Raw genomic sequence first — 17,890 nt, forward strand, 5'->3', positions numbered from 1 at the left:
ATCGTGTTATGAATAAATCGTTGACCAGCAGGGACTTGCCCTTTCATCTAGTGAACAGCCTCTTCCTGCTGCTGCTTGTCGCGACGATGATCCTGCCCATATGGAACACCTTTGTCATCTCCATATCCTCTAATATCTCATCCATGCATGGCGGTATTCGGTTATGGCCTTCAGAACCGAGCCTAGAAGGATACCGTACGGTGTGGCAGCGCATTGAGCTGTGGAGACCTTTTGGTTTGAATGTTTTGGTGACGTTGGTGGGTACATTTATCCACGTGCTCCTATGTGCAATGGCCGGGTATGTGCTGCTGCACAAGGGGCTGCCTGGGCGCAAGCTGATCATTAGCTTTATTTTGCTAACCATGATGGTTCCGAATGAAGCCGTGATGATCCCCCTTTACGTTGTAAATAAAGAGCTGGGCTTATTGAATTCCGTAAATGCTTTGATTTTATATAGTTTGGTGTCAGGGTTCAGTATTTTGTTAATGAGAAATTTCTTTGGAGCTGTTTCGTACGAAATGGCGGAATCCGCTAAAATCGACGGAGCCGGTGAGTTTCGCATTTTTTCCACAATGTATGTGCCGCTCGCTAAACCGGGATTGGCTACCGTAGCTTTGTTCGAATTCGTCTCCCGTTGGAATCAACTGACGCCTGGACTGCTCTATATCACCGATCAGAAAAAGTTTACTTTGCAGGTAGCGCTGCGCTCGCTCGTCATTCAGTCTGACTCTACCAGCAGCAACTTGTTTATGACACCTAATGTTCGAATGGCCGGTGTGATGCTGGCTTTGATTCCATTGGTAGTTATTTATCCATTTGTGCAAAAATATTTCGTAACAGGCCTTATGGTCGGTGCTACGAAAGAATAGGGGGAGAGCCTATGAGCATCGTGACGATATCTCGTTTCATTGCAAGTGAGGAAGCCGATCGTTATTTGGAGGTTCCTTTTCAAGTGGCCTCAGGCATGGAACGTATTCACGTTAGCATAGAAGTGGAAGCCCATGGACCAGGGGATTGCGTCATTGATCTTGGTGTAAAGGATACGGATCAAGTAAGAGGCTGGAGCGGAGGCGCGCGAACGGAGTTTTATGTGGAGCTTGAAAAGGCGACTCCCGGATATGTACCTGGGTATTTGGAGGAGGGGGAATGGTGTGTGCTGCTAGGCACGTACCGAATTCCATCGGCAGGATGCACCGTATCTGTGAAGGTTGCTTGCACACCCAAGGAAGGTCGTTGGCTGAAGGGTGATCTTCATATGCATACTGTCCACAGTGACGGAGCCCTGACTTTATCCGAGAATGCGCGGATTATGGAAGAGCTGGGCTGCGATTTTCTAGCCATGACGGATCATAACACGTACAGCCAAAACCTTGCCTATCCGCATGAAACGGGCGTTGTTCTAATCCCCGGAATGGAATTGACGACGAATCACGGCCATGCGAACTTCTTAGGTGTTGTTAAGCCTGTGGGAGATTTCCGTGCGACTAGCTCGGAGCAGGTGCAGGAACGTATACGTGAAGCAAGAGCGAACGGGGCACGTGTCGTGCTGAACCATCCCCATTGTCCGAATTGCGGCTGGGAATGGGATTTCCAGGTTGATTATGATTGGGTGGAAATTTGGAATGGGCCTTGGCGGGAAGCTAACCGTAAGACGCTCGACTGGTGGCATGGGCAGCTTTGCATGGGCAAACGTCTCATCGCCGTAGGCGGCAGCGATATGCACCGGTTTGGAGGCTACGTTAGTCATAGTTCGCCGACAACCTGGGTGTATGCATCTTCTCGAACCGTTGACGGCATACTGGAGGGTATCGATACAGGGCGCGTTTTCCTAAGCTATTCGCCAGAGGGGCCGGTCATGGAGTTGAACGCAGGGAAGTATAATATGGGCGATGTAGTGCCTATGGGCGCGCCTGAACGTGAAGGAAATGCAAAACTTGTGGTGTCTGGTCTGCTTGCAGGGGATGAGGTGAAGCTCATCTCGAATCGAGGTGTCGAGCGTTCATGTGTTATTTATACGGAGCATTCGCTCGAGTTACTGGGTGAACTGGCAGGCCGAAGCTTTTATCGGGCAGAGGTGTGGCGGTATTTTGTTGAGGTGCATGAAATGCTCCTTGCATCTGTAAGTAATCCTTTGTATATGGCATAATGCTAGCCATTAAACGTTAAAAAACGAGCCACCAGAACTTCTGGGGCTCGTTTTTTTGAGAAGTCGAGGTCAGATGGACTCGACTACTTGTTCTTAAGGGCAACCGCAACCTGCGCGGCCGTTTGCGCGTTGTGGTAAACGAGCGCGATGTTCGTCTCCAAGCTGCGGCCTTCGGTCAGCTGTTTGATGCGCGCTAGCAGGAAAGGTGTGACCTTCTTGCCGGTCACGTTTTGATCTTTGGCCTCAGCCAGCGCTTGCTGGATGACGCCTTCGATCTCGTGATGGTTCATCGCGGATTCCGCGGGAACCGGATTGGCGATGATGGCGCCGCCGGCAAGGCCTAGCTCCCACTTGGTGCGCAGCATAGCCGCAACCTCGGCTGCCTCATCGAGGCGGAAGTCAACGCCGTAGCCGCTTTCGCGGGCGTAGAAGGACGGGAACTCGCTCGTTTTGAAACCAACCACGGGTACGCCATAGGTTTCCAAATACTCGAGCGTACGGCCAATATCGAGGATCGACTTCACGCCTGCGCAGACGACGGCGACGTTCGTTTGAGCCAGCTCCGTCAAGTCGGCGGAGACGTCCATTGTCACTTCACCTTCGCGGTGTACACCGCCGATACCGCCGGTAGCGAACACTTCGATGCCGGCAAGCGCCGCGCCGATCATCGTTGCGGCTACAGTCGTCGCGCCGATTTTGCCGGATGACAGGATGTAAGGGAAGTCCCGGCGGCTAACTTTTTCTACGTTAGCCGTTGTCGCGAAAGCCTCAAGTTCCTGCTCGTTCAAGCCGATCTTGATTTTACCATCCATAATGCCAATCGTTGCTGGGACAGCGCCGTTGTCGCGGATGATTTGTTCGACTTTTTTAGCCATTTCAATGTTCTGCGGGTAAGGCATCCCGTGGGAAATAATCGTTGTCTCCAAGGCTACGATTGGCTTATTGTTCGCGAGAGCATCTTTCACTTCGTCGGTAAATGTCAGGTAGGATGTGTTCATAATAGGGATCAGTCTCCTTTAGTTATCGATTGTATAGTTTGTTGCAGTCGTTCTTTAGTTAGCTCACTGGCTACGGATTGATCAGTTTGAAGTGTAATATGTGCGGCAGCGAGACCATAGGAGCAGGCGTCCATATAGGTTTGTTGATGCATCACACCATAAGCGATACCAGCGACGAGAGCATCGCCTGCACCGGTTACTTCCACGACGTTGGTAGGAATAGGAGGGAAAAGCTGCTCGCCTTCCTCGCCAACATACATCACACCCGCGCTGCCGAGTGTAATGAATACGTGTTTCACACCCCGTGCCCGAATAGCTTTAGCCAGCTTGTTGTAATCTTGATGTATTATTTCTATCGAGGCCTCAGCAAGCTGACAGGCTTCCTCAAGGTTAGGGAAAATGGCTGTAACACCATGAAGCTCCTTCGGGAGCTTTTTCGCTTTTTCGGAAGAGACAGGGTCGATGAATAACGTGATGCCTTCTTCTTTACAGCGCTTAATTAATTCTTGGAGCGTGTCCACAGGCAAATTCGTATCGGCAATGACGAGCTGTGAAGCGGCAATATGGGACCATTTGTCCATCAGAAGTTGGGGTGTGCATTTATCGTAAATTTCCATGTTGGCAAAAGCTAAAAACATCTCGCCGGTGGCATCGAGCAGCGCCGTGTAGGTCCCCGTGTTCTCGCCCTGAAGGACAATCGTTTGGCTGACGTCGACACCGCGCTTTCGTGTTTCTTCAAGCACCCATTGACCAGCTTTATCGTCTCCGACAACGGTTAAGAGTGCTGTCCTGCAGGATAAACCAGCAAGTGTATCCGCGATATTGCGCGCAACACCGCCGCAGGACTCGGTGACCGTGACAGGATTCGAGGAAGCTAGTCGAATGGCCTGCTTGCTGGCTGCTTTACTGTCGAGGTTCGCACCACCGATACACATGATGGTTTGCTCATCAGAGGTGACATAGGCGCGGCCTCGGATCGTACCTTTCTTGGTCAACGCAGCGATATAGCCGGCAACAGCAGATCGGGAAATGCCAATGGCACTGGCTATTTCAATTTGTGAAATAAATGGATTTTGACGTATGAGTGCTAAAATTTGCTGTTCACGATCCATGAAAAGCTCCTTTCAAACGAATAACTGCTTTTAGTTTAACGTAAATTAAAACAAATGTCCACAGTGCAAACAAATGTCCGTAAATAATTTGGCGAAACAGAAAAAAGCCTTCCCCTTAACCGGGAATAAGGCTTCTTTAACACATTTCACACTAAGAAGTCCGGGATCGATTGCCGAGTCCGAGCAGTCCGATTAAACCAAGCAGTCCTAGGTAGTTCCACCAAGGCGAAGCTTTGTCTTTTGCTCCACTTACTGCCTGGGTATGGACCTTCAAAGCCTTCATCGACGTTGGCGGCGTAAGTCCATATGCAGCCGAATGACTACTCATACTGCCCATTGTTCGCAAATTGCCATCCGCGCCAGGCATGCCGAAAGGATTCGTGTCAAAAAAAGTCGGTGCGCCTTGCTTGGCGGCTTCCCTGCTATCGACTTGCGAAATCATTTGCTGGCTAGGGGAATGCATACGATAGTGATGTGCTCCAAGGAGAGCCGAGATTGACAAAAAAGAAATCATACCCAGCTTTATAAATCTGGAAACCATGATCCATACCTCCAAGACTTGTTGAATTGGTTCTGTAGGTGCTCTGTAAGTACAGGTATGGATATATTCCCCTAAGTACAAGAACTTATGCTTTTTTCTTTGAAAATAAGAAAAAACCGCTGTTCCCAATCTGGGAAACAACGGTTTCAATGGTATTACTTCGTGACTGTCACTTGTACGGTCGTTCTCATGTTGGAATACGTGACCGTAATTCTGGCAGACCCTTTACCGGTTGCTCGGATGATACCATCCTTCACATCAGCAATCATGATGTTCGACGATGTCCATAGGGCAGGTTTGGTTACATCTTCTTCGGACCCATCTGTGTAGGTAGCCAACGCCTCAATCTGAGCCGTTTTGCCTTCTTGCAGCTCGATTTTGACAACATCAGTTTTCAAATATTTCAGTGAATCGATTTCCACGGGTATAGCGACCATTTTGCCGCCGAAGGACCCGGTAATCGTTGTTTTACCTGAACCAGTAGCTGTGAAAAGCCCATCTGTAACGGTTCCTAGCTTATAGGCCATGACTTTCCAGGTTGCCGTTGAGGTGACATCTTTGGTAGTGCCATCCGCTAAAGTAGCGGTTAATTTCACTTGTACTTGTTCGCCGCTTTTGGTGACGATGAAAGATTTATCAGCGACTAGTGTCTGAATCACACCGATTTCGACCGGAATGGAGACACTTTTGCCGCCATAAGTTGCCGTTATGGTTGCTTTGCCTCGGGAAACTGGTGTTACAACACCTTTGGATACTGTCGCGATGGTGGTGCTGCTTGATTTCCACTCAGCCTCATTGGTTACAGTACGGGCTGCGCCGCTAGCATCTGTAGCCGTCAGAACGATAGATCTTGTTTCATTCATGTCAAAAACGAGATTGGCGACATTCGCCGATAGATCACTGGCCATATCGACTTGGACAGTTATGGTCACTGTCTTGCTATCCAGCTGCGCGGTTAGGGTCGCTTCTCCTGAGGCTAAAGCTTTTACTTTACCTCCGTCAACAGTGGCTGCTTTGACATTGCTGCTTGTCCAGATGACATCTGCGGCTGCGTTGCTGTTTTTTGTATCATCGGTATAAATAGCTTCTGCTGTTAAAGTAACGGAATCGCCTTTTTTCATGACAAGCTTTTCTTGACTGACCGTCAAACTTTTTAGTACGCCAACCGAAACTTGAATGCTAGTTGTGCGTGTACCGTATTTCCCTGTAATCGTTGCTGTACCGGTAGAGATCCCTGTGATTTCACCGCTGCGAGCTTCGGCGATATCTTTGGAGCTGGTCGTCCATTCTGCTTTGGAGGTGACATCTAATTCTCTTCCGTCTTTAAAATAAGCAGTCAACGTAACCTTATCAGACCCGCCCTTTTGTAAATTAACGATTTTCTTAGTTGGTTTGATGATGGTAGGGATATCGACTTCGATTTTGGTTGTCGTTTTTTTACCGCCGTATTCCGCAGTTACTGTAGCTTCACCGGATTTATACGCGGTTACTTTTCCTTTGCTTACAAAAGCAATCGTATCCGTATCCACGCTCCAGACAGCGCTATCCGTGACGGGTCCGTTTGTGCCATCGGCATAAGTAGCAGTCAGAATAAGGGATTGCTCTTGACCTGCTTGTAAAGAGAGAAGGTCGGAACTTACAACTAAACGGCGAGGAACTTCAACGTCTACGTTAGCTGTGACCACTTTATCGCCATATTTGGCATAAATCGTTGCCTCACCGATGGATACGGCGGACAGCTTACCTTTGGTTACTTGTACGATATCTGCATCACTCGAAGCCCATTCGGCGCGATCTGTAAAATCAGCCGTTGTCCCGTCGGCATAAGTAGCTTCTAGTTTTAGGTTTTCTGTCGCATTTTTCTTCAATAAGATATTGGGTTTATCTAAGGAAAGTTTAACCGTGCTATCCACATCGACTTTAATCGTTGTTGACTTGGTACCGTACGTCGCAGTGAGGTTAGCTGTACCGACACCGTAACCGGTAACAGTACCTTTAATCGCATCAGCAACGTTCGCTTTATCCGTAGTCCATACCGCTTTGTCGGATACATCGTCGATGGTACCGTCTGGATAGGTAGCCATCAGTTTTATTTTCTCTGTTCCGTTTAACAATAAAGATACACTTGATTTCTGAGCATCAATACGTCTTACAACTTCTACATCGACTGGCAATGTGAGGGATTGATTCATGTATTTAATTGTAATCGTCGCACTGCCGGGATTCTGCCCCTTCACTAGACCATTCGTTACCGTCACAGTGGAGCTGGTATCAACGGTATAATCAGCCTTGCTCGTTACATCATCGGAAGTGCCGTCATCGTAAAAAGCTGTAATCTTAACTTGATCAGTCGCATTCAGGCGAAGAGCTAGAGACTGTTTATCTTTGGTTAACGATTTTACTTTTTTGCTAACATCGACGTTAACGATTACGGTTTTACCCATATAGGTGGCAGTAATCACGGCCTTGCCTTCTTTTTTGGCTGTTACCACACCCGCATAGACGGAGGCAACATCGGTCGAGCCTGAGTTCCAATCGGTTTTGACGGTCGCATTCTCCGTAGAGCCGCTTACAAAAATGGCGGTTGCCGTCAGATTGGCTGTATCTCCGACTTGCAAGGCAAGTTCGTTTTTATTCAGGACGAGTTTAGAAATCTCATCGGCTGCAAAGGCGGTTCCTGTCACTAAAGATTGCGCAGCTAGAATTAAAATTAATACCAAAGATAGCCACTTGCTTTGTCTGGACTTCATGCTCTGATTCCCTCCGATTATGTTCCTCAATGATTATGTATATGAAAATTATGGAACGTGCTTATTATCGGAATAAACGTCGGGTATTTGAATAGTAGTCACAAAATTTACCAGAATTCATTAGCGGATAATAATTTCAAGCTCCACATTTTCCAGTGATTTTTTGCTCCACATCCTTTCCATATTGATGATCATAAGAATTAAAGATGAGTATAAGTCCAATCTATGTAATTGGTAAAAATTACTTAAGCTTAGACGGAAGGCAGCAAACAAAGGTTGCAGCAAGTTGTTATTATTTATGGAGGCAGACGAAAGCTAGAAAGGGATGTCCCAAAAGTAAAGGGGGGTAGAAAACAAAAAAATGAGGTGGCAAGGTTCTTGCCTTCTCATTTTTTGTTTCTGTCGATTGCAAGGGTATGTCTCACACGACAAATTGACCAAAATGAACAATCTGGAGGTACAAACGATAAATAGCGGATCGACGTTCCCTCGTGTAAACTCATCTAATGTTAAGTGCGTTTCACGACTTTAAAATTTTCCTCAATGAGCAGCCAGTTTTGCGGAAATTTAAGACCAAGCTTCCAGTAACTAATCCCGCGTAAGCCAAGCTCTTTCAACAAGCGGAATTTCGCTTGAATGGAGCGTGCGTCCTCGAACCAGACGGTATGCTCCTTGCCAGCATCATCCCAGTAGTTGAAGTGCGGGGCTTGAGCCGTGTAATCGTATAAGATCTGGGCATTATACTTGCGGGCCAGATCAATAGCCGCTTGCGGAGAGACGGCCTTCGCAAAGGGGCCGCCGTGGACATAGGGCAGCGTCCAATCGTAGCCGTACAAGTTTTGGCCCATCATGACTTTGGAAGCGGGCATCTCGCTGATGGCATACTCTAGCACCTTGCGCACGGGACCGATGGGGGAGACGGCCATGGGGGGGCCGCCGCTGTAGCCCCACTCGTACGTCATGATGACGACGAAATCGGCGATCTGGCCATGCGCTTTATAATCATGCGCAGAGTACCAGGCGCCGACTTGAGCGGCGCTCGTTTTTGGCGCAAGGGCCGTAGACATCAAATAACCTTCTTGATGGATTTGTGCCGCCGCTTTACGAAGAAAGCGATTGTAGGCTTCGCGGTCATCAGGGAACAGATGCTCGATGTCGAAATGGATATCGCGGAATCCATATTGTTTGGCTGTGCGTTTAATGTTCTGAAGCAGATGATTCTGAACGGTTTCGTCCGTGAGGATGATATGTCCGAGCTCAGCGCTGAATTGATCATGTTCGAGATTGGTCACAACCATCATCATGGTAACGCCATTTTGCGAGGCAATCCCGCTAAGATCGTCCAACTGCGGCGCTTGGAGGGTGCCGTCTCGTTGAATACGGAAGCTGAATGGAGCTAAGTACGTCAGATGAGGGGCTGCTTCCTTGGCGGATTGAATGAGAACGGGTGATACGTCAGTCCCGCGTGGCTCTATATAGGCATTCACTTCTGCCTGTTTGCGTGGAGTTGGCGGAATATAGAGGCGAAAGCCAACAGGTAAGGATTGATACATGGTTAGTCCATTGACGGAGGCAAGGGTATGCAGGTCGATTCCTAGCTTTCTGGCAATCAAATAAAGCCCTTCACCGGGCTGTACCCAGTAGTACGAGCCAACAATCGGAATAACCAATGCCTGTCCGATGACCAGGGTTTGGCTGGGGGTCATCTCATTGGCTGTTGCGATCGTATCCACCGACACTCCGTACGTTTGGGCAATCCGATATAACGTCTGTCCCTTCTGGACAACGTGGATTTGCATAAGGATTCCTCCTTTTCTTCGTAAGCAAAGGCATGAATTCCGAGCCTACTTTTTTCTTTACCTTATTCGAAGGGAAGGGGATGGGTGTATGTCTACTGGAAAATGTCTACAAGAAAAAAGAAAGAACTCGATTGACATCCATGCCGTACTGCGGCAGGGAGAATCGAGTTCTAGAGGCTATAGACCTTGCTGCCTAAGGAGCTGAGCGGTCAGCGCAGGATGCGAGATAGGGAAGTGGTGCGCAGCCTCTATCTCCACCATGCGCTCGGAGCGAAAGCGCTCCGGCAGTTGGTACAGCCGATCCTGGGTTCCCCACAGGATCGATGTTTGGTGAAGCAGCCGCGCATTGGGCTGCAGTGTGAAGCTCTCTGCGCGCGTCAGCGCAGAGAGGGTCTCCGCAGTCGTCTTCCGCACACGCGGCGACTGCAGCTCGGCCAGGACATAAGTGACATACGCGGGCGGTATGTCACTTATGTCCGTGAAGCAGCTCTGCGCCAGCAGCTGCTTCCGCAAGCTGGCCGCGCGCAGCATGCGCAGCGCGGCTTCGTTGATTCGCGCGCTGCGGTATCTCCGCGCAGCGCTGTGCAGAGCAGGCTGCAGCAGATGCAGCCTGTGGATCTGTTCCGGTACGCGAGCGTAGGCGTGGGCGGCGAGCAGTCCGCCCAGCGAGTGCCCCACGAGCGTAACCGGGGCCTTGAAAGACCGAATCGCCTGGACAAGCGATTCGATATGCCCTTCTATCACATCCGCACCGTGGTGATAGGGCGAACGGCCGAAGCCTGGGAGATCGACCAGGCAGACGGCATGCTCAGGGAATTGCTCAGCCAGCGGGAGCAAGCAGTCAGCTCCGCTTAGAGTGCCATGAACGAACAAGATCGGAGCCTTCCCTTTGTCTGATCCCGCCCGTTCCAGCGTAGCTAAGGGCCCTCTTTTACCCCGCATATATCCTTCTGCTTGAGGGTTGGAATGAACGAGACGGAAGTCGAGATCCGAGATGATGTGCGGCATTATCGAGGCGTTTACCGCGTGGTCCAATCCGTACTTTTGCTGCATGTCTTGTGCGGCTGTTAGGGGATAGGCCTGATTGACATCCACGATGAAATCGAGGGATTCCTTAGGAATTCCGATTTTCCGTCCAAGCGGGCTCCCCAGAACCTTCGACAACAATTTAGGTGAGATGGCTCCCCATGGTTTACTGACACGAAGTTCCTTGGTTATGCCCGACACGAGCTCCGTTATCGAGGGACTTTGCTTCTTTTCATCCAACAAGTAGTAGGTTTGACTAACAGGATTTGATTCCTTCGCCAGAGCGCTAATGAATTCAGCGGCGTGATTGACATGAAAGAAGGGCAACCAATGGGAGTTACCACCGGGTGTGATACTCATCAACTTTCGCGCTGTGGCACGTACGAGAATACCGAGCCCGCCGGTTTGGGGGGTATCCCCGTGCTCTGAGCTGCCAATCAGAACGCTTGGATGGACGACAGACAGAGGAATACTTAGCTGTTTCGCTCCTTGGCGAATGCGCAAATCAGCTAGAAATTTCATGGCCTCGTAAGGAGATTCCTGTTCTAAACTAGCGATGATAGGTGCTGGATTGTGGAAATTATCATCGGTAAAAGGACTTTTGAAGCCGACAATATGGATGAAGTGCTGCAAGCCTTTGCTCATTTGAATTTGCGAAGCCAAGTTTAGCATTTCCTCAGCGGCTTGCAGGAAAACCGCACGGGCCTCGGACTCCCCGATCCGAATATCCATCGGTCCACCCGCGTGAATGATCACATCTGCCGTCAGCACTGACGCCATGTCAGAAGCGCTTAATCCAAGGCCGGGCAAGCTTAAATCTCCTATCACCGGGAATATTCGCTCATTTCCCGCGCTAGTTTCCCTCTGACCATTACCAATGAACCTGTCCAGCTGTTTGCGGATTTGCTCCCATCGAGCTTTGGAACGAACGAGCACCGAAACGGTATAATCCTCACGGGATAGCTGCTCTAAAGTTTGTGTTCCTATGAACCCTGTACCGCCTGTGATGAAAATATGTGTCATCTAAATGGCCTGCCTCTCGTTATTGATTAGTACTAAATAGTACTAATCATGATTAAAAAAATTACTTTAGCAACAAGGCTAAAGTAGAAAGAGTTTGATTGAGCATGGCTGGATCTTGGCTAGCATGCTGCAGGAACAACCCGCCTTCAATCGTTGAGACGATCAATTGAGCCGTGGCTTTTGTCGGCAGGGTGGATGAAAACTCCTTGTTATGAACACCCTCGACGAGCAGTGCTTCCACCGTATGCATTTGGTCCCGGAAAAAAACGCTCACTTTCTCTCTAAGAGCGTCTGCATCTTGCGGCATCTGTGTGTACAGGGTGAGAAACGGGCATCCGCCTAAGGAAGTCCATTCTAGTCCTGTCAGCACTTGTAAGAGAGCAGAGAAACGCTCCTGCACACTTAATTCCGAACGTGAAACAGTCTTCTGAATCATATCGTTATAGGTGTGTATAAGTTGTTCGAGAATTGCGGCCAACAGGTCTTCTTTACTTTTGAAATAATAATAAATATTCGTTTTGGACACTTTGCTCACGGTAACGATTTCGTCCATGCTGGTTGCTAAGTAGCCTTTTGTCAAGAACAAGTCCGTTGCCACTTGAATCACTAGATCACGGTTGGTTAATTTCTTTTGCTTTTTCATAAATAGTACTATACAGTACTAAAAATCAGTTGTCAAATCCGACATGTATATCTTACATTCGAAAGAAGATAATAGCATTATTGGAAACTGATTCTTAAGGATGCTGCACATGAGAACGAAGCCACGCCGTCAAATTGCTTTTGTCGGATTATTAGGGATTACCCAATTGCATTTGCGCAATCCACTTATTATTGCATGGTGGTCCGCAGCCTTTCCGGGCTTTGGTCATTTACTGCTCTCCAAGTACTTTCGCGGCTTTACCCTCATTGGATGGGAAATGTTGATTAATACTCAGATGCATTTGAACGAAGCGATCGTATACACCTTCACAGGTCAATTCGATCAGGCCAATGAGGTGCTGAATATTCGGTGGATGTCACTCTATGCGCCTGTTTATTTATTTGCGATCTACGACACTTATCGAACTTCCGTGGATTTGAATCATCAATTTATTTTAGCTAAAAGGGAGAATGCCCCGATTGATTGTTTTAAAATGTCCGGTATGGAAATTAATTACCTAGATAAGCGCTCGCCATGGCTAGCGATGATCTGGTCCCTGTTAATGCCGGGAATAGGCCAGCTTTACTCCCATCGGATTATCAATGCTTTTTTTATACTTGTAACCTGGATTTCGCTTTCCTATTTATCTCATTTGCTCCAAGGAATCCACTATTTACTCATGTGGGACTTAACACAGTCGGCTCGTGTAGTTGAAATGCATTGGCTTATATTTTTACCTTCTGTGTATGGTTTTTCCGTCTACGATGCTTATATAAATACAGTAGAATATAACAAGCTGTTTGATCACGAGCAGATTAGTATGCTGCAAGAGAACTATCAGCATCCCCAATTTCCATTTCCTAAATCTTCGCTTCGAAAATGAGGGTTCCACCATGCATGTAATAGCATCATTTGAACATTCGATCTATTTGGAGCTGGCGATTACTGCTCTTGAAGAGGCGGGTATTCCAAAGGAGCACATTTATGCTGTTTCTTTGCAAGGGAGACCCAACAAACCAAAGATGTTCGACACGATCCATCGCTCCGATGGCGTTAGTTTATTTGATGCTGGGACAGTCCTAGCAACAGCGCTCACGGTAATTGGCTCTACCTATGGCTTTATTTTAAAAGGAGGGGCCATTCTTTGGGGCCTTATTGGTGCAACTGTGGGCTTCACCATCGGGTTCTTCATTGATATTGCTCATAAAAAAAAGAAGAAAGCGAAAACAAATCTCCCATCCCGAAACAAAATAACGGAAGTTGTGGTGCTCGTCGCTTGCGATAGAGAAGAAACCAAGCAAATTCAGGATGTCTTCTGGGAGCATCATGCCTTTGGAGTAGCTATATGTGAATGAAGTAAAAAAGATAGACCCGTGCCGAGCTAACGCTCGAACGGGTTATTTTTGATTTGTTGGGGTAGGTGGTAAGGCATAAGCTGTGGATTTGCTGAGTTGAGTGAGAGTGTGGAGAGAATGAATAATTATTTGGTGAGTGACTATGCTTCCTTGGTTTGTTTGTTGGAGTGAGAATGTGTGTGTATGTGTATGTGTATTATGCAGCCAAGTTGTACAACGTACAACATTCCCCCCTGCCAAGCAAACGAATGCTTAAACATTTACGGCTAGAGCGTTGTAACGCGCTTAGCATATGCCAATGCATTTGGTACTATTGGTAAATAGTACTATCTGGAATGGAAAATTTCTCCTATACTAAGAAACAAGAGCAAGACATTAAAGCGTTGCGGCAGCAACCACAGGGGGCTTTTTGAGATGATGGATCATCGGAGACGGAATACGACAGCATTTACTTTTATGGCATGGGCATCTTTCATTGGGGCATTCCTGGCGATGTTCATCGGGATTTATACGTTGGAAGAATCACTGAGTGTTAAAGGTTATTTTGCCGTATGCGCGTTATTCCTCACGATGTCGGCTTTTGTTTTACAGAAGGTCATTCGTGATAATTTAGAGGATGGTTATGGTTCGCGCAAACGTAATACAGCAGCTTTTACTTTCTTGGCATGGAGCTCGTTCGCTCTAGCGCTTCTGGGTATGTTTATCGGGATTATTAACCTGGAGCAGCTGCTTTCTGTCAAAGGTTATTACGCGGTTACGGCCTTATTCCTGACGATGTCTTCCTTTGTTCTCCAGAAAACAGTACGTGACAACAACGATGATGAGCTCCTGCATCCAGTTGAAAATAAATTAGAAAATAAATTTGAAGAGCTGTAGTCACAGCACTTTCCCAAGAAGCTTAGTTCATCATCGATGAACTAAGCTTTTTTCAATTTCTTCCTATGTGACTAAAGGGGATAGCAGGAACGCGAATGATATTGCTATAATGTCGTCAAGGGATTGGTCAATACGAAGATATAGGGGTAAATCAGATGAGATCATGGAGTCGACTTATACTAAGCATTAACCGCAGCTTCAGGGTAAAACTGATTCTCAGCCTATCCGTCATCATTTTGCTGACTTTCGGCGTAACGGGCTATTTAACGTATCGTTATAATTTGTCGCTGTTTGAGGAAGAAATCAGTAAGCAGTTTTCGAGTACGAATGAAGAGGCATTGGCGAAGATGGACCTGAAAGTACAGGAGGTTGTACGGATCTCGCAAACGGTTGTATTTAATCCTGAAATCGAAAAGGTCATCACACGGATCAATTCGAGCGAAGATTCCGATCCATTTAATCTGTATTACAATAAAAAACAAATCGAAGAACAGATTTTCCAGATCAAATCGGATGCGCCCTACATTACTGGCATGTACTTATATGATCTCAAAGGGAATCCTTCTTATTTCAGTTATACGACCTCGGCCATTAATATCCCGAGCGAGAGCGTATTCAGCACAATCCGATCCAAAATCAACGACACTTACGGGGACCTCGTATGGATTAATATGCCATTGTCATCCTCCGTTGAACCAAGCGGGTTCAGAAACACAATCATTGTGGCCCGATGGATGAAAAATAGTGCTTTGAATACGTATGGTGTGCTCGTGATGGCTTTTGACGAGTCGTTCTTCTCAGGTTCTCTCAAAGAACTGACGAAGAATGGAGAGGGCGAAGTTTATTTGTTCAACAAAAATAATGAGCTGTTATTTAGCAATTCGCCGAAGAGCTCGGTTGATAAACAGGAACGGCTGAAAAATTTGAATCAAACGCAGGTCATGGATCATCATCTGTTCGTTCAAGGACAGTCGAAAGTGACTTCTTTCAAGCTGGTCAGCGGAACTTCGCTTACGGCTATCCAAAGCAAGAATCGAGATTTATTTCAGAAAATCGTCTACTCTGGCCTGATCAGCATCCTTCTCACCAGTGTGTTGATTGTACTCTCCACGGGCAATCTGCTGCGGCCGCTCAAGGATTTGCTGCAGGGTCTGCGCAAGGTAAGATCGGGCGATTTCGATACGCGCATCGAGATTCGAACCAAAGATGAGCTGGCTTATATCGGAGAGAGCTTCAACGCAATGGCCGAACAAGTCGGAAGGTTGATTAAGGAAGTGTATTTAACCCAGTTAAGTGAGAAGGAAGCGGAGCTTAAAGCGCTGCAGGCCCAACTGAATCCACATTTTCTGCATAATATGTTTAACGAAATTTATTGGAAGCTATATTTGCAAGACGAGATTGAAACGGCAGCTTTAATCGCGGCTATATCGGAGATGCTCAAGTATTCGTTGATGCCTGTGCGTACTCTAACCACTGTGCGGGAAGAATTTCAGCAGATCCGTAACTATTTAAAGGTACAGAAAGAACTGTTTGAAACGGACTTGGAGACGATCATTCAAGCGGATGATGACGTTCTGAATGGCCAAGTTATGAGGTCGCTGCTCCAGCCATTGGTAGAAAATGTGTTTATGCATGCCTTTCGCAACAAAGTGTCGCATAAGGTATTGTTAATTAAAGCAAGCAGTCGCGATGGCTTTCTGGAGATTGAAGTAACGGATAATGGTTGCGGTATGGACGAGGTGGCTATTTCGCAAATATTGGGCTTTGATGGATCATCTTTGCCGCAGCGTTCAGATGGGCGAGAAAGTCTCGGGGTTCGCAGTGTTGTAAGGAGGATCGAGCTGGTATATGGTACGCCTTATCGTTTGGAGATTAATAGCGTGATTGAAAGCGGTACCACTATGCGCCTTGTTTTGCCTTTTGTAAACCATGTTGAGACAGGAGGTTCAGTAGCATGAGAATCGGGAGAGTATTGATTGTGGAAGATCAGCCGAATTTTCGAAAAGGGCTGATGAAGATGTTAGAGAGCAGAGAATTGGGTTGGGAAGTGGTTGGCGAAGCTAGCAACGGGCAGGATGCCTTAGTGCTGCTGGATGAGCTTAAACCTGATTTGGTGTTGACCGATATCCGAATGCCCATCATGGACGGGATCGAATTCGTAGGGCATTTGCGACAGAGCCATCCCGACATGCTTGTCATCATTTTGACGGGATACAAAAATTTCGAGTATGCACAAGCGGCTGTTCGACATGGTGCGCTGGATATTCTGATCAAACCATGCACGGAACAGGATGTACGTCAAGTGATGAATAAGGCATCCGAGCGATTCTATACGAAATATGCGCAACAGCAAAAACAGCAAGCGCAGCTGCGGCTCCAGCAAGATCAGGAACTTCGAGCGGCTTTACTGGACTTACCTTATGAGAAGAGCGTAGCAGCAAGGCTAACGGACGGTCTGGCTGGTAAAGAGCTGTGGCTTCTGCAAATGAACAGTGAGGATTTGGCAAATAAAGCGTATGGGAAAAGCGATACGAGTCTGCTGCAGTTTGCGTTCTCCAATATCGTCCTAGAGCTGCTGAATGGAGCGGGGCTGGAGGCGCAGCTTCTATTGGTGGAGCATGACAGTTTTGTACTTGTTTCGGCACAACATGGTTTTGAGGAGAGCTTGCAAGAAGCCATTCAAAGTGCTTCCTTCGAGTATTTGAAATTTCGCTTGCATATCATTTCCATGGGGATTGGCCCTTCTGCTAATGCGTTAGCGGATTTGTATAACTTGACCAAAGGGATTGTCTACGAACCTGTTAACAGCCTTCCTGAGAGTGGAAGCGAAGCAGGATCCGGGATCACATTATCGCTGAACCAGGCAAGGGTTAGAGAGATGGAAGTTCAACTGATGTCCGCCATTCTGGTCGGTCAGGAGGACAGTCTTCAGGTTCTTTTGGATCGGGTGCTGGCAGAGTTGGCTCTTTCATCGCCAGAGGAAATGCGAATAGGAGCGTTATCTCTCTCCATTGCTTTGCTTGGAACGATACAGAAGCAATTTGATCCAGGCGATAACCATGCGCTAGCCAGGATTCCTAACGAGATGCCGCAGACGCATTGGACCTCTGAAGAAGTCCTTCAATGGGCGGCCGAGCAAGTGAAGAGCTTCCAGCAGCAATTTAACAACTGGCAAGCGGCCAGAAGTGACAATCTGATTGAGAGAGCCGTCAAGTACATTGAGGAGCACTACAATGAAGAATGCCGCTTGACCGATGTGGCCTCGCATATTCATTTAAATCCGAGCTATTTCAGCGTTGTATTTAAGAAAGCAACAGGGGAAAGCTTTACGCGCTTCGTCACCCGTTTCCGTATGGATAAGGCGGCTTTGCTGCTCCGAAATACCGATATGAAAATATTCGAGATCGCTTCCGCCATCGGGTTTGATGAGCCGAATTATTTTACGAATGTCTTCAAACAGCAGTTCCAGATGTCACCCAAGGAATATAGGAATGGCAAAGCGACACTATAAGGTTAAGAGTTTTAGGAGGATACTTTGCCGCTCCCATTTCTTCGTCCATGAGTTTTTTTGTAAAAGGCATTGCGGTTGAAAACAATATGTTGTACTATCGGATTAAGCGC

At 47.5% G+C, this 17,890-nt stretch carries 14 protein-coding genes and 1 pseudogene; 8 read left to right on the forward strand and 7 right to left on the reverse strand.

Features of this window, described 5'->3' with window-relative positions; genetic code table 11:
* Nucleotides 1-8 precede the first annotated feature (8 nt).
* Nucleotides 9-869 carry a carbohydrate ABC transporter permease gene (locus NYR53_RS01985; protein WP_261303697.1) on the forward strand — a complete coding sequence of 287 codons (861 nt, stop codon included), beginning with the start codon at nt 9-11 and terminating at the stop codon, nt 867-869.
* A gap of 11 nt (nt 870-880) precedes the next feature.
* A complete protein-coding gene (locus tag NYR53_RS01990; protein ID WP_261303698.1) occupies nt 881-2,146 on the forward strand; it encodes a CehA/McbA family metallohydrolase in 1,266 nt (421 codons plus the stop codon).
* A gap of 83 nt (nt 2,147-2,229) precedes the next feature.
* Here NYR53_RS01990 and NYR53_RS01995 read toward each other — a convergent pair whose 3' ends face one another.
* From NYR53_RS01995 to NYR53_RS02025, 7 genes are all read right to left on the reverse strand, one after another.
* Complete coding sequence (locus NYR53_RS01995) at nt 2,230-3,144, reverse strand: pseudouridine-5'-phosphate glycosidase (protein ID WP_261303699.1); 915 nt, start codon at nt 3,142-3,144, stop codon at nt 2,230-2,232.
* Between the two features lie 8 nt (nt 3,145-3,152).
* Nucleotides 3,153-4,256, reverse strand: a complete 1,104-nt coding sequence (locus tag NYR53_RS02000) for a carbohydrate kinase (protein WP_261303700.1) — start codon at nt 4,254-4,256, stop codon at nt 3,153-3,155.
* A gap of 151 nt (nt 4,257-4,407) precedes the next feature.
* On the reverse strand, nt 4,408-4,797 hold the full coding sequence (locus tag NYR53_RS02005; protein WP_261303701.1) for a hypothetical protein: 390 nt from the start codon (nt 4,795-4,797) through the stop codon (nt 4,408-4,410).
* Nucleotides 4,798-4,952: 155 nt separating this feature from the next.
* Entirely contained in the window at nt 4,953-7,547 is a 2,595-nt protein-coding gene (locus NYR53_RS02010; protein WP_261303702.1) for an Ig-like domain-containing protein, read from the reverse strand.
* 509 nt (nt 7,548-8,056) lie between these two features.
* Nucleotides 8,057-9,346, reverse strand: a complete 1,290-nt coding sequence (locus NYR53_RS02015) for a glycoside hydrolase family 18 protein (protein WP_261303703.1) — start codon at nt 9,344-9,346, stop codon at nt 8,057-8,059.
* Nucleotides 9,347-9,523: 177 nt separating this feature from the next.
* On the reverse strand, nt 9,524-11,395 hold the full coding sequence (locus tag NYR53_RS02020; protein ID WP_261303704.1) for an alpha/beta fold hydrolase: 1,872 nt from the start codon (nt 11,393-11,395) through the stop codon (nt 9,524-9,526).
* Between the two features lie 61 nt (nt 11,396-11,456).
* Nucleotides 11,457-12,038: a TetR/AcrR family transcriptional regulator gene (locus NYR53_RS02025; protein WP_261303705.1), complete on the reverse strand. Its 582-nt coding sequence runs from the start codon at nt 12,036-12,038 to the stop codon at nt 11,457-11,459.
* Nucleotides 12,039-12,147: 109 nt separating this feature from the next.
* Between NYR53_RS02025 and NYR53_RS02030 the strand changes: the two genes are divergently transcribed.
* From NYR53_RS02030 to NYR53_RS02055, 6 genes and pseudogenes are all read left to right on the forward strand, one after another.
* Nucleotides 12,148-12,921 carry a hypothetical protein gene (locus tag NYR53_RS02030; protein WP_261303706.1) on the forward strand — a complete coding sequence of 258 codons (774 nt, stop codon included), beginning with the start codon at nt 12,148-12,150 and terminating at the stop codon, nt 12,919-12,921.
* 10 nt (nt 12,922-12,931) lie between these two features.
* Nucleotides 12,932-13,393: a hypothetical protein gene (locus NYR53_RS02035; RefSeq protein WP_261303707.1), complete on the forward strand. Its 462-nt coding sequence runs from the start codon at nt 12,932-12,934 to the stop codon at nt 13,391-13,393.
* Nucleotides 13,394-13,810: 417 nt separating this feature from the next.
* Nucleotides 13,811-14,011: pseudogene (locus tag NYR53_RS02040) on the forward strand (YiaA/YiaB family inner membrane protein); the annotation flags it as partial.
* A 42-nt stretch (nt 14,012-14,053) separates the two neighbouring features.
* Nucleotides 14,054-14,269 (forward strand): YiaA/YiaB family inner membrane protein, encoded by a 216-nt coding sequence (locus tag NYR53_RS02045; protein ID WP_261306242.1) that lies wholly within the window; start codon nt 14,054-14,056, stop codon nt 14,267-14,269.
* 155 nt (nt 14,270-14,424) lie between these two features.
* Nucleotides 14,425-16,227: a sensor histidine kinase gene (locus NYR53_RS02050; protein WP_261303708.1), complete on the forward strand. Its 1,803-nt coding sequence runs from the start codon at nt 14,425-14,427 to the stop codon at nt 16,225-16,227.
* A complete protein-coding gene (locus NYR53_RS02055) occupies nt 16,224-17,780 on the forward strand; it encodes a response regulator transcription factor (protein ID WP_261303709.1) in 1,557 nt (518 codons plus the stop codon). Before NYR53_RS02050 ends, NYR53_RS02055 begins: the two co-directional genes overlap by 4 nt.
* The last annotated feature ends 110 nt before the right edge of the window (nt 17,781-17,890 follow it).

The organism is Paenibacillus andongensis (assembly GCF_025369935.1).
GTDB lineage: Bacteria > Bacillota > Bacilli > Paenibacillales > NBRC-103111 > Paenibacillus_E > Paenibacillus_E andongensis.

Bases quoted from the DNA above. Each gene is read 5' to 3' on its own strand.
- NYR53_RS01985 (WP_261303697.1), top strand. From the start codon at position 9: ATGAATAAATCGTTGACCAGCAGGGACTTGCCCTTTCATCTAGTGAAC.
- NYR53_RS02000 (WP_261303700.1), bottom strand. From the start codon at position 4,256: ATGGATCGTGAACAGCAAATTTTAGCACTCATACGTCAAAATCCATTT.
- NYR53_RS02005 (WP_261303701.1), bottom strand. From the start codon at position 4,797: ATGGTTTCCAGATTTATAAAGCTGGGTATGATTTCTTTTTTGTCAATC.
- NYR53_RS02050 (WP_261303708.1), top strand. From the start codon at position 14,425: ATGAGATCATGGAGTCGACTTATACTAAGCATTAACCGCAGCTTCAGG.
- NYR53_RS02055 (WP_261303709.1), top strand. From the start codon at position 16,224: ATGAGAATCGGGAGAGTATTGATTGTGGAAGATCAGCCGAATTTTCGA.
- NYR53_RS01995 (WP_261303699.1), bottom strand. From the start codon at position 3,144: ATGAACACATCCTACCTGACATTTACCGACGAAGTGAAAGATGCTCTC.
- NYR53_RS02035 (WP_261303707.1), top strand. From the start codon at position 12,932: ATGCATGTAATAGCATCATTTGAACATTCGATCTATTTGGAGCTGGCG.
- NYR53_RS02020 (WP_261303704.1), bottom strand. From the start codon at position 11,395: ATGACACATATTTTCATCACAGGCGGTACAGGGTTCATAGGAACACAA.
- NYR53_RS02010 (WP_261303702.1), bottom strand. From the start codon at position 7,547: ATGAAGTCCAGACAAAGCAAGTGGCTATCTTTGGTATTAATTTTAATT.
- NYR53_RS02025 (WP_261303705.1), bottom strand. From the start codon at position 12,038: ATGAAAAAGCAAAAGAAATTAACCAACCGTGATCTAGTGATTCAAGTG.
- NYR53_RS01990 (WP_261303698.1), top strand. From the start codon at position 881: ATGAGCATCGTGACGATATCTCGTTTCATTGCAAGTGAGGAAGCCGAT.
- NYR53_RS02015 (WP_261303703.1), bottom strand. From the start codon at position 9,346: ATGCAAATCCACGTTGTCCAGAAGGGACAGACGTTATATCGGATTGCC.
- NYR53_RS02030 (WP_261303706.1), top strand. From the start codon at position 12,148: ATGAGAACGAAGCCACGCCGTCAAATTGCTTTTGTCGGATTATTAGGG.